The sequence below is a fragment of the Nostoc sp. DSM 114160 genome (assembly GCF_053470305.1).
Map to the genome: position 1 here is coordinate 682,162 of NZ_JBPFGO010000002.1, position 25,535 is coordinate 707,696.

A 25,535-nucleotide genomic window follows, 5' to 3' on the forward strand; every position below is an offset into this window, starting at 1 on the left:
CTTGGGATATATAAAACTTTGTATCCTGAATTAATAGGTCTTAATAGTTCTTTTAAAACTGGTGCAAGAAGATTTTCGGTTAATTGTTGATTTAGTTTTAGTTCTAGGTGTTGCAGCCTGTGGCGGACTATTAGCGGCACTTTTGCAACAACCCGTGCTGTTGGGGTATCTCATTGGTGGGATAGTCATTGGGCCAACGGGACTGGGATTGATTAAAGAACTGATTCAAGTCGAGACTCTGGCACAGTTCGGGGTCGCCTTTTTGTTATTCGCCTTGGGTGTAGAATTTTCCTTTGCGGAACTCAAGAAGGTAAAAGCGATCGCTCTTGGTGGAGGTGGACTCCAGATTGCTTTGACGATTTTGGTGACAGTTTTAGTATGCGGGTTAAGCGGAGCCTGGGGAGCCTTACCTGCGAAGGGGATGTTTTTGGGGTGTATTTTGTCCCTGTCTTCCACAGCCGTTGTCCTCAAGTGCTTGATGGAGCGCAACGAAACGGAAACGCCCCACGGGCAAGTGATGCTGGGGATTTTGGTAGTCCAGGATTTGGCACTAGGACTGATGTTAGCAGTCTTACCAGCCCTCAATCAACCAGCAGAAACTATTGGCATTGCTGTCCTCACAGCGCTAGGTTCGATTGCTTTATTTGCTGCTGGGGCTGTCGCTGCGGGGATTTGGCTGATACCGCCTTTGTTGCAACTGCTAGCCCGTACCGAAAGTAAAGAACTATTTTTATTAGGGGTTGTAGCCCTGTGTTTAGGCATTGCCCTGTTGACAGAGCATTTGGGACTGTCCATTGAAATGGGGGCATTTGTCGCGGGTTTGATGATTTCTGAGGTAGAGTACGCCGACCAAACCCTGACTTATGTCGAACCACTGCGAGATATCTTTGCCAGTTTATTTTTTGCTGCCATTGGGATGTTAATTGACCCAGTGTTTTTGTGGAACAACCTAGAATTGATTTTGGGGTTGGTGGCAATAGTTTTTGTCGGTAAATTTTTGATTATCACGCCCCTAGTAAAACTATTCCGCTACCCTTTGAAAACAGCCATCATCGCCGGTTTGGGATTGGCGCAAATTGGAGAATTTTCCTTTGTTCTCGCTAGTGAAGGGCAGTCTTTGGGGCTGGTGTCTCGACAAATATACTTATTAATTTTGGGAACCACCGCAGTCACTCTGATGCTGACTCCTTTTGTACTGCGGTTAGTGCCATTTTTATTTAACTTTGCCGAATCAATGCCTTGGTTAAAACCGTATTTAGAAGAAGATGAGGTGCAGGATGTGTCGGAAGACTTGCCTCTCAAAGACCATGTGGTAGTTTGTGGCTATGGGCGAGTCGGCAAGAATTTGGTGAAGTTGTTGCAGCAACACGACCTACCTGTGCTAGTAATCGACCAATCGGAGAGGAGAATTCAGCAGTTACGCGAGGCTGGGGTGTCTTATGTCTATGGTAATTGCGTCAGTTTACACGTTTTGGAAACTGCCGGGGTGAATCATGCCAAAGGAATGGCGATCGCACTCCCAGATCCCATAAGTACTCGTCTTTGCTTGAAACGCGCTTTAGAATTGCGCCCAGAATTAGATTTGGTTGTCCGTGCTAACCAGGATAGAAATATTGAGGTGCTGTATCAATTGGGAGCCAGGGAAGTTGTACAACCAGAGTTTGAAGCCAGTTTAGAAATGGCAACCTATTTATTAACTGGCTTAGGCTTGTTGTCGCCACCTGTAGTCCAACGAGAAATGCAGCAAATCCGCAACGATCATTATTTAGATTTGCGGCCAGAGCGCTCTGCAACTGAAGTTGCTCGTGATTTGCGCCAAGCCACCCGCGATTTAAATCAGCGTTGGTATCCTTTACCATCTGATTCGCCCTTAATTGGCATGAGCATAGAAGAGGCAGATATGCGCTATTTAACAGGAGCGAGTTTGATGGCAATTCGCCGCGCTAACGGCGAAGAAATTGATTATCCCAATAATCAAACCAAATTGGCAGAAGGCGATCGCTTGTTGGTGGTGGGAGCTAATGAAGAACTGGCAGCTTTGGCAGAATTCGCTAAGGGACAAGTGGCTGTTCCCGGAGAAAATAGTGCTTGTCAGTGGGTTACAGTCAATGCAGACGCGCCAACACAAGGTAAAACCCTTGCAGATTTAGATATCGCCAAGCAATATGGAGTCCAAGTACAGGCGATCCGGCGAGATGGTAAGTTTATCCGCTATCCTGATGGCGGTATGGATTTGCGAGTCGGCGACCAAGTATTGTTATGTGGTGGCTTGACAGGTTTGAGTCAACTACAACAGTTATTTGCGAGCGCTAGTTCAGTACCCCTGTCTATCCCAGTGGTAAAAGCTGGTGAAGCAGAAGCGCTCAAAGACTTTCTACCTGTCGATAGTGTAACTGATTGAACTTTAAGACTCCACAAGCTAAGTGGCTCAATATAGCGATCGCGCCTTTGGGATGGTAGTGACTTGGCTATTTGGGGTGCTTTTTCATATTCTTTTAGGATAATACCCAGATCCAAGATGTTATCTCTGATGCGGACATCATCATAGATTGAGTCATTTGCAGCTCAGTTTCGGTAACAGTCCATCCATAAGAGCTTAAGAGGATGTTTGAAAAGTGGTTGCAGGATAAAGTGACAAATCAAACATGGGGACGGCGATCTTTTGCTCTTGACTACTCTAAATTTTGATTCTCTTTTGCAAAAAAGTATCTAATGGGGTTATCTGCTTGATCTTTGTCAATCGCAGAAGTTTTTAGTCTATTGAATTTGATTACCTTGTTTGATAACTGAGTTTATCTAAGAATTGAGCTTTACTTTTTACAAATTTATTCTGTCTTTACAATACCTTTTCATCTCATATTTTCAGTTATCAGATACTTTGGCGATAATGATAATTACTGTACTGTATTTACAGTACTTTATCCAAAATTATTTGTGAGAAAGCTTTTTAAGGCTTAATGGCAAAAGTCAGATGAAGAGAAGCAATTGCGAAAGTTTCTTACGCGATAATGGTTATAAACTAAGAAAAACTACGTTTTTACATCGTTGTAGCTGTATCTTTTCATTTTTTAAATATTTCTGAAATTATACTTATAATGTTGTACACAAGTTTACGTATTATTACTAGAGCATCTGCTAATTTACTCTGTAAGCTTTTAGGACAGCCTAGTGTTAGTAATTTAGAAACTCAACTCTATGAGAAACAAGTTCAAATTCAGCAGCTAGAAAAGCAAGAAAGGGCGCTTTACCGAGTTATTAGCAAAATTCGAGCTTCTTTTGAATTAGAAACAATTTTTCGTACAGCTACTAAAGAAACTTGCAAGTTACTCCGAGTCGAACGGATTGCCGTTTATCGTTTCTATGAAAACTGGGGTGGAGAATTTGTTAGCGACTTTGAGTTTGCAGAAACTGGATGGGATGATGTAGATACATTAGGAAAAAATACAGTTTGGAATGACTCTTATCTACAAGAAAATCAAGGTGGACGGTATCGTAATAATGAAGCTTTAGTTGTTTCAGATGTTTACGCAGCAGGCTTATCTCAATGCCATATAGAAATTTTAGAACAGTTCCATATTCGAGCTTATGCAACTGCATCAATTTTTGTGGGAAAAAAACTGTGGGGAGTGCTTGCTGCTTATCAGCACTCACAGCCACATGAATGGAAACAATTAGAAATTCAGTTTTTGTCTCAGATTGCAACGCAGTTAGGATTTGCAGTTAAACAAGCAGAATTTTTAGCTCAAGCAGAACAAAAAGCAGTAGAACTGTATAAAGCAAATCAGCAGCAGGATATTCTGTTTAATTTAGTTGCTGAGATTCGTGAATCTCTGAATCTAGACACCTTGTTTAAGACTACTGTACGAGAAATTCGTAAGGCTTTACGGAGCGATCGCGTCAGTATCTTTCGATTTGATCCGGGATCGAACTATACCTCTGGTAAATTTGTCTCCGAGAATGTATTGCCTGACTACGATTCTACGATCGCCATCAAGGTAAAGGATAATTGTTTTGGTGAAAAATATGCAGTTGCTTATCACCAAGGGCGTATACAGGTAGTATCAGATATTTATCAAGCTGGGCTAAAAGATTGCCACATTCAACTGTTAGAGCAATTTCAAATCAAGGCACAAATTGTTGCACCTTTAATGAAAGGAAAAACTTTATGGGGATTACTATGCGTTCATCAGTGCCATTGTTCGCGCGAGTGGAAAAAGTCGGAAATTCAATTTATCCATCAGTTAGCTGCTCAGTTTAATGTAGCTTTAGAACATTCTGAATTATTAGAGCAATTCCGCTCTCAAGCTAATCAACTTGCTCAAGCAAACAATGCTTTAGAACTAGCAAATTCTCAGCTAGAAAAACTTAGTAAACTAGATGCTCTAACCCAAATCGCCAATCGTCATTGTTTCGATCAGTTTTTAGAGCAGGAATGGGATCGATTAAGACTAAGTGAAAATTATTTATCTTTAATTATATTTGATATTGACTATTTCAAGGATTATAACGATTCCTATGGACATTTAGCTGGGGATGAATGCTTAATACAAGTTGCTCGTGCTGCACAATCTGTATTAAAGCGTCCTACCGATCTACTAGCTCGTTATGGTGGTGAAGAATTTGTTGTAATTTTACCAAATACGAACGAATCAGGTGCGATTAAAATAACTAAGTTGATTCAAAAATCTATTCAAGAGTTAAAAATTCCCCATAAGAAGAAGAATAATTTTCAATATTTTGTGACTGTCAGTTTAGGTGTTGCAATTCAAATGCCAACAGATAAAAGTTCATCTCAAAATTTAATTAATGCCGCAGATAAAGCTTTATATAAAGCTAAAGAACAAGGACGCAATCAGTGGGTTTGTGCTGCAAAAACCTGAGTCTAGTGATGAAAAAATTAAAAATACACAACTTTAATTGTGGGCTTGTATTTCACAATAAATAAAGAATTGCTTCGAGATGCGAGGCGCAAGGCATCTTTATTCCAAGCCCACGGCTTAAGCAGTGGGCTTGAATTTTTAATTTGAGTGAAGCAAGTGATAAGGCAATTTCCGTTAATAAATCTACCGTCGCCGTTGGTTTCGACTTCTCTACGAGACGCTACGCGTAGCTTGCTTCCCCGGAGGGGTACGCTCAACCAACTAAGGGATCGAGAGTTGAGCAAAGCGATGCACTGAGCCTGTTGAAGTGTCGAAACTCGTCAACCTGGGTAGATTCTTTGTGAGAAATCACTTAAAGCGATGGGTTGTGATGTTTCTGCCTCGCTCCTAACTCACTTTCGGCTTGATGTAGGCGATCGCTTGTTTCCAAACGGTGGTTTGCTGACTGTTTTCATCAGCAATAGAGATACACTGTGGATCTTGCCATAAAACTTTTCCTGTGAGTACATCACCAGTCAGCAGCTTTAACTCTACTGGTGTTGTTTGTTTTATCAGGTTTTGGACTTGTCTAATACTGGGTAAAGTGGTGTCAAATTCAGTAAGCATTTTTAGTAAAGATGAACCTACAAGGCAAAATAAAGAGTAACTAATCCTTGATAATTCATCCTTGAAGAAATGGCAATCGAATTTACTAAGTATCATGGTCTAGGCAACGACTTTATTTTGATTGACAATCGCTCGTCATCTTTGCCTGTAGTGACTCCAGAGCAAGCGATCGAGTTGTGCGATCGCCACTTTGGTATCGGTGCTGATGGTGTAATTTTTGCCTTACCTGGAGAAAACGGCACTGACTACACCATGCGGATTTTTAATTCCGATGGTTCAGAACCAGAAATGTGTGGCAATGGCATTCGCTGTTTAGCTGGCTTTTTAGCAGACTTAGAAGGGGAATCCCGGAATCAAGATTCATATCGCATTCATACTTTGGGTGGTGTAATGACTCCCCAACTTTTATCTGATGGTCAAGTTAAAGTAGATATGGGTTTACCCAGGTTACTCGCTAGCGAAATTCCTACCACTCTTGCACCCGCCGAAGAAAAAGTCATTTCTGTGCCGTTGGAGGTGGCGGGGCAAACTTGGGAAGTCACCTGTGTAAATATGGGAAATCCTCATTGCATCACCTTTGTAGAAGATGTAGCAGCAATTGAACTAGAAACCATCGGCCCGAAATTTGAGCATCACCCAGTTTTTCCCCAACGCATAAATACCGAATTTATGCAAGTGGTACGCCGTGACTATTTGAAAATGCGGGTGTGGGAACGGGGTGCTGGAATTACCTTAGCTTGCGGGACTGGTGCTTGTGCTTCTTTAGTAGCTGGTGTGTTAACCGGGAAATGCGATCGCACCGCCACTGTAGAATTACCAGGTGGCCCCTTGCAAATTGAATGGTCAGAAATCGACCAACGGGTTTACATGACAGGCCCGGCCCAAAAGGTATTCACTGGTAAACTGTAACCGACTTACTATTGGCATTACTCAAGTAGTAGTGCCATAGAAACAGCGATGTCTGTGGCGGGCTGTGCCATCGTTTCTTATCGCAATTCAATTAATGATTGCAACACGTCCTTGGGTAAAGACGCGATGAATCGCGTCTCTACAATACGGTCTATTTGTCGCATTATTTTTTTCAAATTGGTATTATTTTGGGGAACTGGCGGATGAATCTGTTTCTGTTGGAGATTGAATCTGGCTATTAATTTTAGATTGCACAGCTTCTTTATTAGAAATTGCTAAATATATACCCCCGACAATTAAAGCCAATCCTAACAAGTTAAAAATACTCAAGTTTTCCGAGAAAAGTATCCAAGCAAGAATCGCAACAATCACTGGATTGAGTAGTAAAAGTAAAGAAATAAATCCCGATGAGAAATTTTTGAGGCTGTATACAATTAGCCCATGACCCAAGGCTTCGCAAATAGCAGCTAGCGCAAATACTACTAACCATCCCGACAAAGTAACTGGGAAAACTTGTTTTTCCCAGATTAGTACTACTGGAATCATCAATGAAGTTGCGATCGCACAACGCCACAGAAGAATAGAGATCGTTGAAAACTTATTTCCGATCTGCTCAATAAGTAAAAAGTTTGCTGCATAAAATATCGATGAGATGAGAGCAACAGCATCACCTGTAATATTATTATTAGAACGCAATAAATCTTCAAATCCAACAGCGATCGCACCGATTATAGCTAAGATCAAACCGATGATAAATTTGCGCCCAAAAATTTGATTAAAAAATAGCCATCCTCCTAAAGTAGTAAATAGCGGATTGAGGCTACCTAAGGCATTAGCATTCGCAGCACCAGTCTGAGTTAGCGACCAAGTCCAAGATAATCTACCTAATACATGAACTAGACCCACTGCGATTAAAAGCGCTATCTCTTTGATTGGATAAGGCTGCTGTGGTAATACAGGTTTATCTTCTGTAATTTGAGTCCGTACTTGGTTAATTCCACTCCATAAGCCAAAGATAATAGTTGCTATCCATAACCGATTAAATAATGTAGCAACAGCGCTCATTTCTCTAACAGCAATTTTAATAAATATTGCTGTTGAAGATAAAGCGAATAATGCAATTATTACTATGATTATCGGCAGGATTTTTGAAGTTTTATCATTTTCTGGTGTTAGGCTTAATTGATTTTCTGCCATTTAGTTTATATTTATAATACGAACCGCCGAGTGCACCAAGAAAGAAGTAGCAATTATTTGGGATTATTTAGGTAATAATGCCATAGAAGTCTTGCGGCAACTGCTCGCCACGGTCGCCAGTGCTGTGTCATGGCTTCTAGTTGTGCTGGTGTTGGACGCGTCGCCAAGTTTTTGAGTTTTTGGAAAGCGATCGCGATCGCTAAATCGCCTTTAGGAAAGACATCAGGACGTTGCAGCGCCATGAGCAAATAAATATCAACTGTCCAGTCTCCGATACCTTTGAGGCGCTTTAACTCTGTTCTGATAGTAGTTTCGTCCATTGTTTCTAGCTTGCTGAGGTCAAGCTGACCAGTTGCAATAGCATTCGCCAACCCACGACAGTATAGAATCTTTTGCCGACTGAATCCAATCGCTCTTAATTGAGCATCATCTAATATCAAAAAGTTTTCTGGCGTTAAAGTTACAACCACTGCACATAGACGGTTAAATATAGCCCTTGCAGCTGTTACGGAAACTTGCTGTTCTAGAATGATGCACAGAAGTGTTGTAAAACCCGGTTCTCTTTTCCACATCGGTGGAGGCCCCAGTGTTTCTAAAATCCCAGCCAAATCACTATCAAGTTTGGCAAGCACCATTAAACCACGGGTAAGGCTTTCTTCAGTCAACGATTCTAGTTCAGGTGTTTGAGTCATCTTTGAGAAATTTCGATTCTTGTGTAAGCAGTTTTTGTTTGCGCTCAACTCCCCAGTGATAACCACCAAGACTGCCATCACTCCGCAGCACCCGATGACATGGTACAATCACCGCGATCGGATTAGCTCCACAAGCATTACCCACCGCGCGGACTGCTTGGGGTTTGGCAATATCACAGGCGATATCAGTGTAAGTGCGGGTTTCGCCATAGGGAATTTTTTGTAATGCTTCCCAAACTTGTTTCTGAAATGCTGTCCCACGGACATCAAGTGGTAAATTAAGATGCGTTTCACCTCCCGCAATGAAGTCGAGGATTGCTTGTATCCATTCCTTGTGTGTGCGATCGTCACGTATGATGTGCGCTTGGTGAAATTCCTGGTTTAAGATATGTTCAAGCTTGTCTGCTTCATCACCTAGTTTAACGGCACAGATACCCTTCTTTGTTGTTGCCACAAGCAAATATCCTAGCGAACATGGAGCGATCGCATAAACAATGTTGATTGTATTTCCAGCTTGTTGGTAAATTTTTGGTGTCATTCCTAATTGTTTAGGTGCTTTCTCATACAGTTGGCTACTTGAACCATACCCCGTGTTGTAAGCTGCATCAGCAATTTCTTCTCCTGACTGAAGACGCTGCTTCAACCGTTGGCTACGCAGCGCATCTGCATATTGAAAAGGCGATACGCCAATTATCTGCTTGAATATTCTTTGTAGGTAACTAGGACTCATTTCTACCTGAGAGGATAATTCCGATAGGGTTGGTATGCGATCAACTTGTGCTTCAATATATCGACATACTGCTAAGATTTTGGCTGTATTTGGAACTATTTCAGATTGTGGCTGACAGCGCTTACAAGGTCGAAAACCTGCAATTTCAGCATCTTGTACCGACTGGAAAAAACAAACTTGATTCCGATTCGGTTTGCGACTAGGGCAAATAGGTCGGCAATAAATGCCTGTAGAGCGAACACCGTAGAAAAACTTACCTTCAAAAGCAAAGTCTCGATTGAGAACTGCTTCCCATAGTGTTTCTTCTAAAATTTGTGTCTGTTGTAATTGCATTCATCCCTCTCAAATCTATTGCAAGTACCCCACTTGGGATTGCCCATGATTAGTTTTTACCTTTAGGTAAAACTAGATTAAATGTATCGTTCAATTACTTTCTATCTGATTGTTGCGATCGAAGTTGATTATCTCAGGGTATTCTGTCAGCACTCCTAAAGTCATTCGCTCTTTGACAAATGGTTCACCCGATTGGGTGAATGCGATCGCAGCATCCAGAACTACGCTGAAAGTAGAGCCACTTTTTCTGCTGTTTGCGATCGTGCTGACAGCTAAAAACTTTTACAATGGCTATGATTACCTTGAATATTATGCCAATTGCTTATATATCAAAGGGTCTAAGAGTGGATGAAATTGTAAAATCACCGCAGAAACCAGATTTTCTACCAGAGAAGATCCCTCTATTGGAAACAATTGCTGCCAATCTACCGGGAATGATTTTCCAAATTCTGCAACGGCAGGATGGTTCTGTATTTATTCCTTATATTAGTTCTGGTTGTAAATATTTGTATGAATTAGAACCAGAGGCTATACAGCCAGACTTTCAAATGTTATGCAAACTGATTTATCCACAAGATATAAAAGCTTTTACAGAATCTATTGCTGTTTGTCGTACTACTCTTACACCTTGGCATTGGGAAAGTCGGATTATTACGCCTAGTGGCAAACTTAAATGGATTCAAGGTACTTTGCAACCAGAATTACAAGCAGCAGGTGATTTTCTTTGGCATGGTTTGGTTATGGATATTACAGACCGAAAACAAGCCCAAGAAAAATTGCTTGAGAGTGAGGCACGATATAAAGCAATTTTGGATGCTATCCCCGATTTGATGTTTCGCATCAGCCGCGATGGCGAGTATCTAGATTTGAAAAGTGAGGGTGCAAATATCACTCTTGCGAGAGAAGAAATAGTTGGAAAAAATTTGCAAGAGTTATTGCCGAGTGATGTTGCAGCCATTAGCCAAGTAGCGATCGCTAAAACTTTAGATTCGGGAATTTTGCAAACTTGTGAATATCAACTACCAACATCTTTGGGAATCAGAGATTATGAGGCGCGGTTGGTAGTTAGTGGTACAGATGAGGTATTAGCAATTGTCCGAGACATCACAGATCGCAAACAAGGGGAAGTCGCCTTACAAAATCTTGCCCAAAAATTTGCTAAAGCTTTTAGTTGCAGCCCCGATTCAATTACCATTAGCACGCTGCAAGAAGGACGCTTTATCGAAGTTAACGACAGTTTTGTGAATCTTTCCGGTTATGGGCGAGATGAGGCAATTGGTAAAACTTCTTTTGAATTAAATCTTTGGGTAAACGATCGCGATCGCCTAAACTTAGTGCAAGAGTTGCAAAGCACGGGAGTTGCTCGTAACTTAGAAATTGATTTTCGGCAAAAATCTGGCGAGATAATTACAACGCTGCTGTCAGCTGAAGTCATTGATTTAAATGGTATTCCTGCGATTTTAGCAGTGCATCACGACATTACAGAACGCAAACAAGTAGAAGCACAATTACGCTTTTGTGCCCAACGCGATCGTTTGTTGGCAGAAACCCTAGTAAGAATTCGATCTTCGCTGAAATTAGAGGAAATTCTTCAAACCACCGTGACGGAAGTCAGGCAATTTCTGCAAGCAGATCGAGTTTTCATTGGTTTAAATAATGCTAATTTAGGAGTCAAAACTCTTGCCGAATCAGTAGATCCTAAGTATCCATCAGTCTCAGGTTGGTCTACTAATGATGAAGCTTATCTACAAGAATTAAGAAACTTATTAAAAGATAATCTTGTACGTGTCGTTGAAGACGTAACGCAAATATCAGCATCTCCCAAAGTAAAAGCACACTGTCAAAAATTCCAAACGAAGGCTAGCTTGGCTGTACCAATTATGCTAGGTGACGAATTATTTGGGGCGTTAATTGCCAATCAATGCTCAGGGCCGCGTCATTGGCAGCTAATAGAAATTGATTTGTTACAGCAGATGTCGGAACAGCTAGCGATCGCAATTCAACAAAGTCAGATATGCCAAAAGCTAGCAGAACTCAACACTAATTTAGAATACCAAGTCCAAGAACGGACAGCACAGTTGCAGCAGAAAATGCAAGAAGTTGAAAATTTGCATCGTGTCAAAGATGTTGTTTTGCACACAGTTGCCCACGATTTACGAACTTCCGTGATGGGTAACTTGATGGTGTTAAAGAATTTATTAAATCAAGGAGTGGAGAGCAAGGAAGCAGGGAAGCAGGGAGCAGGGAGCAAGGGAGAATTTTCCCCTCTGCCCCCCGCACCCTGCCCCTCTGCCTCTTCTGCCCAATCTGCAATTCCAATATCTCGCTCAATCATCGAGCGAATGATTCAGGGTAACGATCGCCAACTAACAATGATTAACTCATTGCTAGAAATTAATTCCTGTGAAAAACAGGGTATTGAAATCAAACTCGAACCTCTACAACTAAGCACCCTAGTGGGCGAATGTTTCTCCCAGTTGGAACCGATGCTGACACAAAATCAAGCGACTTTGAAGAACTTGGTTCGGGCAGACTTACCGTTAGTAATGGCAGATGAGACTCGATTGCAGAAAGTTTTGGTCAATTTGATCGCACATGGCTTGCAAAATAATCCGCCAGGATTAAATTTTACCCTGAGTGCCACCATTGAAGGGGGAATGATTCGCACTCAGATTCAAGATGACGGTGTGGGAATGAGTAAAGCAGAGTGCGATCGCCTCTTCGATCTGCATGTCCGCGATCCTCAAGATTGCTGCTCTACAAGCATTGGCTTAAAAATGTATCTTTGTCGGAAAGTTATTAAGGCGCATGGCGGCGAAATCGGTGTTATGAGTAACCGCAAGCGTGGATTAACTTTCTGGTTTACACTACCTTTGGCAACTTCATCCGCAACAAATCGCCCATAAATCACCAAAAAATGAGAGGGTGTTATTTATGGCAATATTAAACCTCTTGCAAAGGTGCTTTTTGCACTCTTGTGGGAAAAGGTTTTGGTTAAAGGGGAAGGGTTAAATACAAAACCTTTACCCTTTACCCCTTCCCCCTTTCCCGACTCTGCAAGAAGTCTATTAAGTAAGGGAAACACCCTCAAGGTATGGGCAAAGTTGCTCGGATGCTAATGGCTACTCCATTGACAACAGTGCAAAGGTGGTGGAGAAAAACCTTTTCTGCACCAACAACAGATGAAATCATTACTCTTTACAGAGTTTGGCGTAACCGTTTTTTGTGGCAAAGATTACGTTTATGGTTATGGCTGGCGCTGATTTGTCTGTTGTCTTTTACTTTGCGAGACATTTACGGCCTGTTTTTTCCTTTTGCAGAGTTGCAGCCGCTCCCAGAAGTACTTAGAACTCAACGCCTGGTAATTAATGTTGCAATGCTTGCAACTATAATTATTTGCCTTGCTTTACATAAAACTAAATTAGGTCGTCATCGTCCAGATTTATTATTTTTGGGGTCTTCTTGGTCACTTAGTTTAGCGTCGCAGTTGTTTGCAACCATCAGAGGTTTCGCACTACCCGATACCATCGGCTGGTCGCTGTTGTTCTTGAGCCAAGCTGTGTTGATGCCTGTTTGCTGGATTCTTCACTTGCTGACTCAAGTAAGTGTGCTGATTTACTATTTTGGTGTGAATACAGTACTTGGGCTAAAAACATCAATCCCCGACCATCCAGGAATATATAATGTAACGTTCATTTTATATATCTTCTGGTTTTGTACTATATGTGACATCGGTGTTTATCTGTACGATCGCCTGCAACGTTCGGAATTTTTCGCCCGCCAAGAACTAGAATCTGCCTACCAAAAACTCAAGGTTGCCGAAGCTAAATATCGCAGCATTTTTGAAAACGCCGTTGAAGGAATTTTTCAAAGCAGTCCCGATGGACATTATATTACGGCAAATCCTGCTTTAGCGAGGATTTATGGCTACTCCTTAGTAGACGAGGTGACAGCAAATTTCACTGATATTGAACAATTATACGTTGACCCGAACCGCCGAGCAGAATTTGTGCGCCTGATGGAAAAGTATGGCAGCGTTTCCGATTTCGAGTCCCAAATTTATCGTCAAGACGGGAGTATTGTCTGGATTTCCGAAAAAGCCTACGAAGTTCGTGACGAAAAGGGAAAACTGCTTTACTACGAAGGTTTGATTGAAGACATTACCCAGCGCAAGCAAACTGAAGAAGAACTACGAGTATTTTTCCATGCAGTTTCCCACGACTTACGCAACCCAGTACTAGGTACTTTAATGGTACTGAAGAATTTGCTGGCCCGTTCAGAGAAAAATATTACGATTTCCCGCTCAATTTTAGAGCGGATGATTCAAAGTAGCGATCGCCAACTGAACTTAATTAATTCGTTGATGGAAACTCATATCAGTGAGGTGCAAGGTGTTGTCTTACAACGTCAAGCCGTACAATTACTGACAGTTGTCGAAGCTGCGATCGCAGATTTAGAGCCATTGCTAGAGCAAAATCAAGCCCAGCTGACAAATCTGGTGTCCGCAAATTTGCCATTAGTGAATGCCGACCCTACGCAACTATGGCGAGTTTTTTCTAACTTAATTGTCAATGCTTTGAAACATAATCCCCCTGGTTTGCTCTTGACAATTAACGCTACCCGTCAGGATGACATGATTTATTGTACTGTTAGTGATAACGGCGTGGGAATTAGTCAACAACAAAGCGATCGGCTTTTTGACCTTTACTTTCGGGGTGCAAGTATCGGCAATTCTGTAAGTTTGGGATTAGGGTTGTATCTATGTAAACAAATCATCCATGCTCACGGTGGCGAAATTGGCGTAAACAGTGCATTGAATGCAGGAGCAACATTTTGGTTTACCTTACCAATTAGTAGCTCACAGGATGAAGTTGCTAATTAAACCTTTTTGTTACCACAAATATTTTTTTAAATTTACGATTATTCAGGAAAAAAGAAACGAATAGAACAACAAAATCCGGGTAAAATTGGTGATGTGATTTCATCATCGCCTAACAAAGTAGCAACTAAAACCAACTGTGCTTTTTCTCGCCGATAAACTTCGACTTGTTTAGTGAAGCGATCGACAATCCAATACTCACGCACGCCTTGAACTGAATAAAGTTTCAGTTTTGCTTCTTTGTCTCGAAGTTCGTTTTGTTTACCTGGGGATAAAACCTCTACTACTAACTCTGGTGCGCCTGTCAAATGTCCCGCTTCATCTTCAATTTGCGCCAGTCGTTCTCGACTTACCCAAACTACATCCGGTATGACGCTATCTGCTTGCGAAAAAATCACTCCTGGAGCCACAATTGTTTCCCCTAAACCACTCGAATCTGACCAAACATCGAGTTGTCGAGCAATTTTTACACAAACTTGTTGATGACGGCGGTGAGGTGTGCGAGTCACAAAGAGTTCTCCATTAATAATTTCATAGCGCGTCCACTCGTTTTCGGGTAGAACCTCTAAATCGTGAATTGTCCAGCGTACTCCCTCAATGGCTTGGTTCATGATTGTCCCCATTTGGCTCGTTGCCTTTGTTTAATTTTATCTTTTCTTCGGGCAAGGCAGATATTGTATTTAAATTAGAACCATAATGAAAAGCAAAAGTTCAGGCGAAACTCTGTATGCTGACATTTACCCAACTTAAACCACCTAATTACGATGCTGCGGTTACTTTTACTCTGGCGCTAACAGCAGAAGAACGCACCCGCAGCCGTCATCGTTTTGAAACGCCAGATGGTAAGGTTGTGTTTTTACATTTACCCAGAGGAACTGTTTTACACGATGGCGATATTCTACAAGAAGAAACCCATAGCAGTTTAATCAGAATTACTGCCAAACCAGAACTAGTAATAACTGCTTTTGCCCAAACATCACTTTTGTTATTACGGGCGGCATACCATTTGGGAAATCGCCATGTACCAGTAGAAATTACTCCAACTTATTTACGCTTATCTTCAGATTCAGTTTTACGTCAAATGTTGGAACAATTAGGGTTAGAAGTTAAAGAGGAAATTTTACCGTTTCAGCCAGAATTAGGAGCTTATGGACAACACCATCATGCTCACTGATAGTCATCTTTTGAGTATTTTACAGTTGGCTAGCCCCGCTTTGCCTGTAGGAGCATATAGTTATTCTGAAGGTTTGGAAATGCTGGTAGAAAATGGTACGATCGCTAACCACACACATCTCAAAGATTGGTTAAAAGCAGAGTTGCTCTACGGGGCAATTCGGTTAGAGGCGGCGGTGATGGTACGATCGCAGCAAGCTGTAAAAATAGGTGATATTGAGTCGCTACGCCGTTGGAATTTGTGGCTATCGGCTGCTAGGGAAACAGAAGAATTACGCGCCTCTAGTTGGCAGATGGGGCGATCGCTGATCCAATTACTTGGTAAACTAGAATCGCAGATTATGCCTATTGCCAATGCTGTAGGTAATCCTTGCAATTATGCGATCGCTTTTGGTATTGCCGTTGCCCATTGGCAAATCAGTATCCAAGCCGCATTACTCGCATATCTGCATAGTTGGGCAAGTAATTTGATTACTGCTGGCGTGAAACTGATCCCCCTTGGGCAAACAACAGGACAGCAGTTATTGCTAGATTTGCAACCACTACTCAGTGCTACGACATTAGAAATTCTTGCGTTGGATGACGATGAACTCGCCTGTTGTAGTTGGGGTTTGTCGCTAGCGAGTATGCAGCATGAAACGCAGTATACAAGGTTATTTAGGAGTTAGTCATTTGTCCTTTGTCATTAGTCACTTGTACTGAGTTTCGACACTTCGACTGCGCTCAGTGCATCGCTGCGCGGTAATCGAGCGACTTGTACTGAGTTTTGACTGCGCTCAACTACCGCGTAGTCGTTGGCGCAGCCTCTCCGACAGGAGAAGTAAGTCGAGATTCAACTACCGCGTAGTCGTTGGCGCAGCCTTTCCAAGAGTTGTATTGGTCATTAGCTTCCGATTTTTAATAAAACGTGAGTTCGACAAGCCCTTTTTTGACCTCTCCCCCAACCCCTCTCCGACACGGAGAGGGGAGCCAAAACCCTAATTTCTCGTTGCTCCTTCCTCTCCCACGGGGAAAGGGAGGTTGTCCGGGAGAAGTTCATCGAACTCACGTTAATAAATGACAAATGACAAATGACAAAGGACAAAGGACAAAGGACAAAGGACAAATGACAAATGACAAATGACAAATGACAAAGGACAAATAAAAATGAATGCATTTCGAGTGGGGGTTGCTGGGCCAGTGGGTTCGGGGAAGACGGCTTTAGTTGATGCTTTATGTAAGGAATTGCGCGAGCAGTATCAGGTTGCGGTGGTGACGAATGATATTTATACTCAGGAGGATGCTCAGTTTTTAGTGCGTTCTCAGGCGTTGGCTAGCGATCGCATTTTGGGTGTAGAGACTGGTGGTTGTCCTCACACTGCTATTCGCGAGGATGCTTCGATGAATTTGGCAGCAATTGAACAATTAGAAGAACGTTTTCTCGATTTGGATTTGGTGTTTTTGGAAAGTGGCGGCGATAATTTGGCTGCTACTTTTAGTCCAGAATTAGTGGATTTAACAATTTACGTCATCGATGTTGCAGCTGGTGATAAAATTCCCCGCAAGGGTGGCCCTGGTATCACCAAGTCTGATTTATTGGTGATTAACAAAACCGATCTAGCACCTTATGTTGGTGCAGATTTAAGTGTGATGGAACGAGATGCTAAAAAAATGCGCGGCGATAAACCTTTTATTTTTACTAATTTAAAAACTCACTCTGGACTTGCAGATGTAATTAACTTTGTTTGCACCAATATCTGTTGAAAATGAATTCAGATTCAGGAGTCAAGCCCATTTGACTCCTGACTTTTGAATTCTGTTTCTATAAAGCCTTCTGATGACGACTTCGCACCCGTTCAGCACTACCAGTAGGAATCGCAGCAATTAATTTTTGCGTGTATTCCTCTTTAGGTTCTTGGTAGATGCTTTCGGCTGTCCCTTCTTCAACAATTTGACCGCGATTCATGACTAAAATGCGATCGCTCATAAATTTCACTACACTTAAATCGTGAGAAATAAAGATATAAGTAAGCTGAAAGTCTGACTGTAATTCTTTGAGAAGATTTAACACCTGCGCCTGTACTGAAACATCTAGCGCTGAAACTGACTCATCGCAGATGATAAACTTAGGATTTAACGCCAAAGAACGAGCTATGCAAATCCGTTGGCGTTGACCGCCAGAAAACTGATGAGGATAGCGGTTAATCGCATCTGCACTCAACCCCACCCGTTCTAAAAGTTCGACTACTCGCACTCGTCGTTGTTGTTTTGTCTTCCCAACAGCGTGAATTAACAAAGGTTCCATTATCGCGTCCCCAACCTTCATCCGGGGATCGAGGGAACTAAAAGGATTTTGGAAGACTATTTGCATTTCCCGCCGCAGTTTTTGCAACCGTTCTCCTTTGAGGCTAGTAATATCTTGTTTTTCAAAGATAATCTGACCACTCATCGGTTCAATTAAGCGCAGCAAGGTTCTGCCAAGGGTCGTTTTACCGCAACCAGATTCTCCCACCAAACCTAGTGTTTCTCCTGGTTTAACATCAAAAGAAACGCCATTAACTGCCATATTATAACTTTTTATACTACCGAACACCCCACGCACTGGAAAACTAACTTTCAGGTTGCGGATTTGCAGCAGGGGTTCTTTCTCATTAAAGTTTGCCAATCTTGCAGCAATCTCTTCTTTGGTAACTTCTGTGGGTTGTGCAGGTTCTTTCGGCTGAATTACTACTTGTCCCGTTGGCGTCTCTTCTGCACTCATGTAGTCGGAAACAGTGAGTAATTTTTGGGGACGGCGGTTGAGTGTGGGGCGACAAGCTATCAAACCTTTAGTATATGGATGCTTGGGACTACTGAAAATTTGCCCAGAAGTACCAGATTCGACAACTTTACCTCTATACATCACCGCTACTTGGTCAGCAATTTCTGAAATTAGCCCCAAATCGTGGGTGATGAAAATCATTGCCATGTCACGGCTTTGCTGCAATTCTCGCATTAACTCCAAAATAGTCGCTTGCACCGTCACATCCAAAGCTGTGGTTGGTTCATCGGCGATTAAGATTAATGGGTTGCAAGAAATTGCCATTGCAATCATCACCCGTTGCAACTGACCTCCAGAAAGTTCATGAGGATAGCGTTCCAGCATGGCTTCTTTGTGTTCTTTAACCAACTGTGCCAACTTTGATGGTTCTAGTTTCGATGACTTGCTGGTTTGATGCCAAGTTTCGATATACTGCTGTTGGATCTCCTCATCGCTAGGTAGAAGTTTAACCTCTTGCAGACCTGCGATCGCAATTTGTCGTGCTTGGGCTGCTGACACATTTTGATGCCGCATAATCGCTTCTGTTAGCTGAAACCCGATGTTATAAACCGGATTAAGCGAACTCATCGGTTCTTGAAAAATCATGGCGATGTCGCCACCCCGGTGTAACTGCATTTGCTCAGGAGGCAATGTTACCAAATCGATGGGGTTGCCATTTTCCTGCGCACGAAACCAGATTTCACCGCCACTCACTATGCCAGGAGTTTGCAACAAACCCATCACAGCTAAGGCTGTCACCGATTTACCACTTCCCGATTCTCCTACTATTCCTAGAGTCTCACCTCGATGCAGCGCAAAGGAAATACCATCCAAAGCTTTGACAGTGTTGCCATCACCGGGAAATTCAACTTGGAGATTGCGAACCTCTAGGACAGTTTCTCTCATAGGAGTTGGGTACGAATTCTAACTTAAAATTATTTGGATTTTAACAAGAGTTTTGATGTATGTGTCGATAAATTTGATTTTTAGACTCCTTGGTGGTTTTTCACTGCTTAGACCTCAACTACAATTTTTAATGTTTTGAGAACTATAGGACTCGTATTTGATTGCGTGAAAAAACTCAGTACACATTTATTCCTTCATCCCTATTCCCTATCCCCTATTCCCTCCCTACGCAAATAATTTCTCCGAATCAAAGCGGATTCCTATAGTTGCCTCATCCATCAAGATAATTTTTGGCTGATTGAGTTGCACTAGCTTTCTTTACAGCTATTTGTGCTGCCAAATCTGTATTGTAATTTGAAACAATTCTGTTGTCTCGATTACTACCGCTAAAAAGGATTTTGGATTATCAAGTACTGTACCAAACAATGCCTCAAAAGCGTCTACACTGAACAGATAGCGGTGATATCTCTTAATTTCCTGCTTTGGGCGTCGCTTACAGGCTACTCATCCTTGACTTCGGTCGCAAACAATGATTAAAGCCCAGATTTAATTCTTTTGAGGCAATACAAGACTTCCATATTGGGATAAGGTATTTTCTAAAACAATTGCTGCGTATGAACTTAAAAATTCGAGAACAAGCACAAGAAATATTCAATAAAATTTCGGATATTTTTCTACTTTATTTGTTGCAAGTAGCAGCGAAAAGAAGCCTGAAAAGTTTGCTAAAAGACACAGCTAATGCTGTTTCTGTCCAACACAAGCTTCTCAAAAATATTCTAAAACTTCAAAAGGATACGGAATACAGTAAGAAGTATAACTTGGCGGCTATAGGTTCGATTGCAGAATTCCAAAGGATACATCCTCTTACGACTTATGAAAATTACCGCGAAATTATCGAAGATATTGCTAATAGTGGAAATTTCTCTCAACTGGTAGCAGAGCCAATTATTCTTTTTCAAGAAACGTCGGGGACAACGGGCAAATCTAAACTTATACCCAGAACAAAACGCTTACTATCAACTTCACAAAAATCTTTTCAGGCTATAAACGCGATCGCACGCTCTTACTATCTCAATGGTAAAGCATACGCAAAAAACTGTCGTGGTTTGGCTTTGGCTAGCGCACAACCACTTAAATCTACACCTAGCGGTATTCCTAGAGGTTCAGGAACTAGCGGAGGAATTAGACAATCTAAATTATTTCAAAAAATATTCAGTCTCAATTTTTCTAGCCCTATTAGCATATTCTTGATTCCCGATTATAGGAGCGCTTATTATTGCCATATGCTTTTTGCTCTCTTGGAGCCAAAGCTTACTTATATTACGGCAAATTTTGCCTCCAATGTTTTGGATGCTCTACAAATATTAGAACGAGAGTGGCCACAAATAATAAATGATATTTACCACGGTCAAATTAATTCCAATTTGGAACTGGATACAGCTACAAGAAATGAGCTACAAAATAGGCTCAAACCTAGTCCAGAAAAAAGTAACACACTCCGAACTGAATTTGAAAAAGGATTTGAGGGTATTATACCCAGAATATGGCCGCAGTTGTCTAACATACAATGTATCATAACTGGGTCGCTGCAACTCTATAAAGAAAGTTTGAAATTTTATGCAGGTGAAATACCAATTTACTCACATGGTTATGGTGCTTCTGAAGCTTGGATCGGGTGTAATCTAGAGCCACAAAAAGATTCTCCAGCTTACGTAATTACTCCTCATTCGGCATTTTTTGAGTTTATACCTATTTCCCAAATTGATGCAGAAAAACCCACTACAGTTGACTTGACTTCTCTAGATATAGGTGAAAGTTACGAATTAGTTGTGACGACAGTAGCTGGACTTTACAGGTACAGGATGGGAGATATCGTTAAATGTGTGGGCTACTATAACCAAAGTCCCATGATTGAATTTTTGTATCGCCAAGGTTCTTTACTAAATATTAGCGGAGCGAAAATTTCTGAGAACGAAATTTTCGCTGCCATTACTGAAGCTTGCAAAATTTGGGGAGACGACTGCAAAATAATAGACTATACGACAAGCATTGATATTTCATCATTTCCGTTGAGGTACATTATTTACCTAGAGGTTTCAAAAATTTTTGAAATTCTTCCTGATTTAACATTATTTCGAGATAAATTTGAACAGGTAATTTATGATTTAAATGTGCTTTATCTGAGTTATAGGCAAGCGAATGGGATTGGCGCACCTGAAATTAAGCTTGTTGAAAGAGACAGTTTCAAAATGCTAAAAGACACAATTATTTCTCAAGGTACTTCAGAGGCACAGTTCAAAATGCCACGGTTGCTAAAAAATGTAGAGCAGGTCAACTTTATAGAAAGCAAATCTCTTAATTAATAATCAATAATAATGCGTCGCTAAGGTGGGTAGTGCCCACAACAACTCAGATATGTATGGAGAATTGGTGAATAAGAGTAGGTAAATTTTTCACAACAAAATGCAAAGCGTCAACGCAAACAAAAAAATAGCACATCTTAAAGGATGGCTACTTGTAGAAATTGTCTAATCGCAATCCTTTTTGCTAATCATACTTAGCAAATTGAATACACGTTCAACTACCAACTTTTAGAACGGAATATCATCTGGATCTGGTTCTTCCTCTTTCACTGCTGGATAAGTGGTTCGCTCATAATTTGTGGGTTGGGGTACGGGTTCGTAAGTTTTCGCTTGGGGAGCAACGCCAACAGGATTTGTCGCTGGAGTAGGTGCTGGACGTGGTGAATCGTAAGTGGGAACCTCTTTCTGTGGAGGACGAGATGCTGATGGTTGTCGGGGAGCAGTTTCAGTAAATGATGGAGTTGGGGTTGCTGAGGGTAATGGATCAGTATTAAAACTACCTCCAACAGATTGAATTTGTTGTACTGTCAATTCAGCGCGTTTTTCTTTAAACCCTTCTTGACGATCGACAGTATTCATAGTTAAACGTCCTACCAAGATGACGCGATCGCCTTGGTGGTAGTTTTGCTGAATTTCTGTCGCTAAATTCCCCCAGCCGACAACTTTCAGCGTGGCTGGCGGATCTTCTGGTTTCTGGGAATTGGGAAACTGCACCAACATTTCCGTGACTCCCAAATTATCCGCTGTATAGCGGAGTTGCGGTTCATTAATAATTTCCGCCATCAAAACGCAGCTGTTCATTAAAATTACTCCTGACTGCAAAAAGTACTGATTCAAAAAGAGAAGGTTTTTCTATGTAGTGCCAATTAATATCTAGATAGGTTTAATCTTTTGCATTTTTTAATAATGTTTGAACAAATTTTCTACATCCATTTTGAGTTTTTAGTCCTTTCTAGCATAAAAGCCAAGCGATCGCTTTGAACAGCATTGAGTATACCGTTCGCCACCCTCGCTTGACTAAATTGAGCATTCAATTCTGCATAGAGTAGTATAATTGTACCACTAAGTTAATTAAATAGAAAAAATTTTTGGCAAAAATTAAGCCTTGACGTGAACTGGAAAAACACCCAAGGCGATCAACCTGGCTGGAAGGTCGCGCAAGATGGGTAAGCGCAAAAATGCAGGTGGTACAAAGGTGCGATTTGAGGTGATAACCGGGGCCAATACCCGCTTTTGGATAAAAGTTTGAAACGCTTGAATAATGCGTGTAGGCAACTCGCGTTGACGTTGTACTTTTGCTAGGTCACTCAGTTGTACTTCTCGGTTTTTGAGCGGTTTGCTAAGTACATTCGCCGCGACTACAGCATCCTGAATCGCGTAGTTAATGCCAACTCCACCAACGGGGGACATTATATGAGCTGCATCACCAATGACTAACAGTCCCGGACGATACCAACGTTTGACAAGGCTGGACTCGACCGAGAGAAAAGCTACTTGTGACCAATCATGTAAATTTTGAATACGTTGCTGGAATTCTGGCACTACTTCGACAACAGATTTTTTTAATTCCTCCAAACCCGCAGCCCTTAGTTGTTGATAGCCTCCTTTAGGAATAACATAGGCAACTTGCCACTCATCGCCACGGTCAAGTATGGCGATTAGTTTACCTTGACCAAAGCGCCCCATTCCTCCTTCAGAGTCTTCTGGCTGACGCGGTAGGCGAAACCAGAGGACATCCATTGGCGGTGAAGTTTCGATGGATTCAAACTCACCCAAGTGGCGTAAACGTGAGTGGCGACCCGTCTGCACCAACTGTCAGTATTGCCCGAATTTCATGCCAACCACCGCCTCCTCGATAGCGGACACCTTGAATCACGTCATTTTCGGTGATTAATTCCTGCACATTCGCACCCATCACCAGATGGAAATTAGGATATCTTTGTGCTTCTTGGGTGATGAACTCCAAGAATTTTACCTGGGGAAGCATTGTAATGTAGGGATAATGGGTTTTCAGATGGCTAAAATCTGCGAATGTGACATTATCTTGAGGAGTTTGAATACTAATTTGGCGCATTTTAGTATGGGGAAGTTCTAACAAGCGATCGCTTAATCCCAATTCCTCCATAATTTCCATCACCGACGGATGAATTGTATCGCCGCGAAAGTCGCGATCGAAGTCTTTGTGTGCTTCTAGCAGCATCACAGAAATGCCTTGACGCGCTAACAACAGCGCCAATACTGCTCCTGCTGGTCCCCCACCCACAATGCAACAATCTGTAGTTTGTACGTCTACAATGTCATGGATAGGGTTAATATTTGGGTCTTGGGAAAGATTTTTAGGTACATCGGTAGTCATCACAACACCTCTTGATAGCCCTAAAATTTAGAATAGTTTGCTTTTGATAGTGCAAGCTGTTTTTTTAACTTTTCGTATTTACCCTGAAGGTGTATTATGATGGGCGCTAAACTGTCATTGGTCATTAGTCATTAGTCCAATCCCCAATGCCCAATGCCCCATACCCAATCCCCAATCACAATAATTAGTTGTGTCCCAAGTAATTTTAGAAAACGTTTATAAAAGTTTTTCCCCGCGTAAAGGGGAAAGTGTTACCTCACAAACCCAATCTCCCCTCACGCCTGGGGAAAAAATCGATGTAGCCCAAGAGCGGGCGGAAAGTGTCAATGTCTTGCGGCGGATTAATCTAACGATCGCAGACGGTGAATTTATGGTGCTGGTAGGCCCTTCTGGTTGTGGTAAAAGTACCTTGCTGCGGTTAATCGCCGGGTTAGAAACGATGACTGGCGGTAATATCTGGATAGGCGATCGCTTAATTAATGACCTACCACCCAAGGAACGCGACATCGCAATGGTGTTTCAAAATTACGCCCTCTATCCGCACATGACGGTGTATGACAACATCGCTTTTGGGTTGCGCCGCAGGGAATTAGGGAATAGGGAATGGGGAATAGGGAATAGGGAAAATCAGCATTCCCCACTCCCCATTGCCCACTCTCAACTTTCCACCTGGGCGGAAAATCTTTTTGTGGGGGCGACCAGAAAGTTACCTAAAGGATTGCGCTATATTTCTAACAAAGAACGGGCGGTGGATGAACAGGTGCGTAGTGTTGCTCAACTGTTGCAAATCGAAACATTGCTGAATCGCTTACCCAAACAACTATCTGGGGGACAAAGACAACGGGTTGCATTGGGACGAGCGATCGCACGTGACCCGCAAGTATTCTTAATGGATGAACCGCTTTCTAACTTAGACGCAAAACTACGGGCGGAAACCCGCGCTCAAATTGTCAAATTACAGCGCCAATTGGGGACAACGACAATTTACGTTACCCATGACCAAACAGAAGCGATGACAATGGGCGATCGCATTGCGATTATGTCTGAGGGTAAAATTCAGCAAGTTGCTTCTCCCCTAGAACTTTACAACCGTCCTGCAAATCTTTTTGTAGCAGAGTTCATTGGTTCGCCACCGATGAATTTTATTCCTGTAGAATTTCATGCTCCGCAGTTGATTACTCATTCCCAGTTGCGTTTCACCCTGCCAGAAGTTTGGGGAAAAGCTTTACAAAAATATGATGGGAAAACTTTAATTTTAGGCATTCGCCCAGAACACTTGAACTTGAGTATGCCTGCAACTAAAAATCTACCCGTGCAAGTAGATTTGGTAGAAAATCTCGGCAACGATTCCTTTCTCGCTGTTAAGATTGCCGAACCAGGATCTCAAAGAGCCACTACAGCCAATTCCTTGCAAGTGCGAATCCCACCAGACCGATTTGTAAAAGCTGGTGAACAACTATGGTTATCGCTAACTCCAGAGAAAATTCACTTTTTTGATCCAGAAACTGAGTTAGCTATATTTCCCTAGAATTAATCTTGGGAATTACCAAAAGATTTATGCGATCTTGGTAGGTAATTTTGCTAGCGATCGCATTTCAAATAAGTTATTATGCTCAGTTGAAACTTTTCTTCTCACTGATATTTTCTTTTAAGTCTTACCTACAGACTTTGTAAGTACAGTTTCTTATCTAAACAGTCAACAATGGATATAGCTAACTTATGCATCACTTCT

Annotated in this window: 18 protein-coding genes and 1 pseudogene; 11 read left to right on the forward strand and 8 right to left on the reverse strand. The window is 41.8% G+C overall.

The genetic code is table 11. The features are described from left to right. Nucleotides 1–61: 61 nt before the first annotated feature. Nucleotides 62–2,401 (forward strand): cation:proton antiporter domain-containing protein, encoded by a 2,340-nt coding sequence (locus NSTCB13_RS19950; RefSeq protein WP_445631092.1) that lies wholly within the window; start codon nt 62–64, stop codon nt 2,399–2,401. 694 nt (nt 2,402–3,095) lie between these two features. Next, complete coding sequence (locus NSTCB13_RS19955) at nt 3,096–4,880, forward strand: diguanylate cyclase domain-containing protein (protein WP_448273582.1); 1,785 nt, start codon at nt 3,096–3,098, stop codon at nt 4,878–4,880. Nucleotides 4,881–5,267: 387 nt separating this feature from the next. On the opposite strand, the gene NSTCB13_RS19960 is transcribed toward NSTCB13_RS19955, so the two are convergent. Beyond that, entirely contained in the window at nt 5,268–5,486 is a 219-nt protein-coding gene (locus tag NSTCB13_RS19960; RefSeq protein WP_445631090.1) for an Hfq-related RNA-binding protein, read from the reverse strand. Nucleotides 5,487–5,555: 69 nt separating this feature from the next. Here NSTCB13_RS19960 and dapF point away from each other — a divergent pair, with 69 nt between their 5' ends. After that, entirely contained in the window at nt 5,556–6,395 is an 840-nt protein-coding gene (gene dapF, locus NSTCB13_RS19965; protein ID WP_448267481.1) for a diaminopimelate epimerase, read from the forward strand. A 183-nt stretch (nt 6,396–6,578) separates the two neighbouring features. On the opposite strand, the gene NSTCB13_RS19970 is transcribed toward dapF, so the two are convergent. From NSTCB13_RS19970 to ada, 3 genes are read right to left on the reverse strand one after another with little or no spacing between them, the layout of a single operon-like run. Then, nucleotides 6,579–7,592 carry a DMT family transporter gene (locus NSTCB13_RS19970; protein WP_448273583.1) on the reverse strand — a complete coding sequence of 338 codons (1,014 nt, stop codon included), beginning with the start codon at nt 7,590–7,592 and terminating at the stop codon, nt 6,579–6,581. Between the two features lie 53 nt (nt 7,593–7,645). After that, complete coding sequence (locus tag NSTCB13_RS19975) at nt 7,646–8,284, reverse strand: DNA-3-methyladenine glycosylase family protein (RefSeq protein ID WP_448273584.1); 639 nt, start codon at nt 8,282–8,284, stop codon at nt 7,646–7,648. Further along, on the reverse strand, nt 8,268–9,347 hold the full coding sequence (gene ada, locus NSTCB13_RS19980; RefSeq protein ID WP_448273585.1) for a bifunctional DNA-binding transcriptional regulator/O6-methylguanine-DNA methyltransferase Ada: 1,080 nt from the start codon (nt 9,345–9,347) through the stop codon (nt 8,268–8,270). Before ada ends, NSTCB13_RS19975 begins: the two co-directional genes overlap by 17 nt. 124 nt (nt 9,348–9,471) lie before the next feature. Between ada and NSTCB13_RS19985 the strand changes: the two genes are divergently transcribed. The 3 genes from NSTCB13_RS19985 (at nt 9,472) to NSTCB13_RS19995 (ending at nt 14,229) form a co-directional block, all read left to right on the forward strand. After that, nucleotides 9,472–9,699 (forward strand): hypothetical protein, encoded by a 228-nt coding sequence (locus NSTCB13_RS19985; RefSeq protein ID WP_445631084.1) that lies wholly within the window; start codon nt 9,472–9,474, stop codon nt 9,697–9,699. Further along, nucleotides 9,692–12,253 (forward strand): PAS domain S-box protein, encoded by a 2,562-nt coding sequence (locus tag NSTCB13_RS19990; protein ID WP_448273586.1) that lies wholly within the window; start codon nt 9,692–9,694, stop codon nt 12,251–12,253. Before NSTCB13_RS19985 ends, NSTCB13_RS19990 begins: the two co-directional genes overlap by 8 nt. Before the next feature lie 188 nt (nt 12,254–12,441). Further along, nucleotides 12,442–14,229, forward strand: a complete 1,788-nt coding sequence (locus NSTCB13_RS19995; RefSeq protein WP_448273587.1) for a PAS domain-containing sensor histidine kinase — start codon at nt 12,442–12,444, stop codon at nt 14,227–14,229. A 38-nt stretch (nt 14,230–14,267) separates the two neighbouring features. Here NSTCB13_RS19995 and NSTCB13_RS20000 read toward each other — a convergent pair whose 3' ends face one another. Beyond that, nucleotides 14,268–14,837: a Uma2 family endonuclease gene (locus tag NSTCB13_RS20000; RefSeq protein ID WP_448274194.1), complete on the reverse strand. Its 570-nt coding sequence runs from the start codon at nt 14,835–14,837 to the stop codon at nt 14,268–14,270. A 116-nt stretch (nt 14,838–14,953) separates the two neighbouring features. On the opposite strand from NSTCB13_RS20000, the gene ureE reads away from it, so the two are divergent. From ureE to ureG, 3 genes are all read left to right on the forward strand, one after another. Then, the gene (ureE, locus tag NSTCB13_RS20005) at nt 14,954–15,400 is read left to right on the forward strand and encodes an urease accessory protein UreE (RefSeq protein ID WP_448273588.1); all 447 of its coding nucleotides are present in this window, start codon (nt 14,954–14,956) and stop codon (nt 15,398–15,400) included. Next, entirely contained in the window at nt 15,375–16,067 is a 693-nt protein-coding gene (locus NSTCB13_RS20010) for an urease accessory protein UreF (protein ID WP_448273589.1), read from the forward strand. Before ureE ends, NSTCB13_RS20010 begins: the two co-directional genes overlap by 26 nt. A 478-nt stretch (nt 16,068–16,545) precedes the next feature. Continuing rightward, nucleotides 16,546–17,142, forward strand: coding sequence for an urease accessory protein UreG (ureG, locus tag NSTCB13_RS20015; protein WP_448274195.1), 597 nt, complete (start codon nt 16,546–16,548; stop codon nt 17,140–17,142). A gap of 58 nt (nt 17,143–17,200) precedes the next feature. Here the strand turns inward: ureG and NSTCB13_RS20020 are convergent, their stop codons facing one another. Then, the gene (locus NSTCB13_RS20020; RefSeq protein WP_448273590.1) at nt 17,201–19,084 is read right to left on the reverse strand and encodes an ABC transporter ATP-binding protein; all 1,884 of its coding nucleotides are present in this window, start codon (nt 19,082–19,084) and stop codon (nt 17,201–17,203) included. Nucleotides 19,085–19,698: 614 nt separating this feature from the next. Here NSTCB13_RS20020 and NSTCB13_RS20025 point away from each other — a divergent pair. After that, on the forward strand, nt 19,699–21,447 hold the full coding sequence (locus NSTCB13_RS20025) for a GH3 auxin-responsive promoter family protein (RefSeq protein ID WP_448273591.1): 1,749 nt from the start codon (nt 19,699–19,701) through the stop codon (nt 21,445–21,447). Between the two features lie 228 nt (nt 21,448–21,675). On the opposite strand, the gene NSTCB13_RS20030 is transcribed toward NSTCB13_RS20025, so the two are convergent. Together NSTCB13_RS20030 and NSTCB13_RS20035 are read right to left on the reverse strand one after the other, a co-directional pair. Continuing rightward, on the reverse strand, nt 21,676–22,248 hold the full coding sequence (locus tag NSTCB13_RS20030) for a single-stranded DNA-binding protein (RefSeq protein WP_445631072.1): 573 nt from the start codon (nt 22,246–22,248) through the stop codon (nt 21,676–21,678). 297 nt (nt 22,249–22,545) lie between these two features. Next, nucleotides 22,546–23,803, reverse strand: a pseudogene (locus NSTCB13_RS20035) (FAD-dependent oxidoreductase). Between the two features lie 190 nt (nt 23,804–23,993). On the opposite strand from NSTCB13_RS20035, the gene NSTCB13_RS20040 reads away from it, so the two are divergent. After that, nucleotides 23,994–25,331 (forward strand): ABC transporter ATP-binding protein, encoded by a 1,338-nt coding sequence (locus tag NSTCB13_RS20040; RefSeq protein ID WP_448273592.1) that lies wholly within the window; start codon nt 23,994–23,996, stop codon nt 25,329–25,331. Nucleotides 25,332–25,535 lie beyond the last annotated feature (204 nt).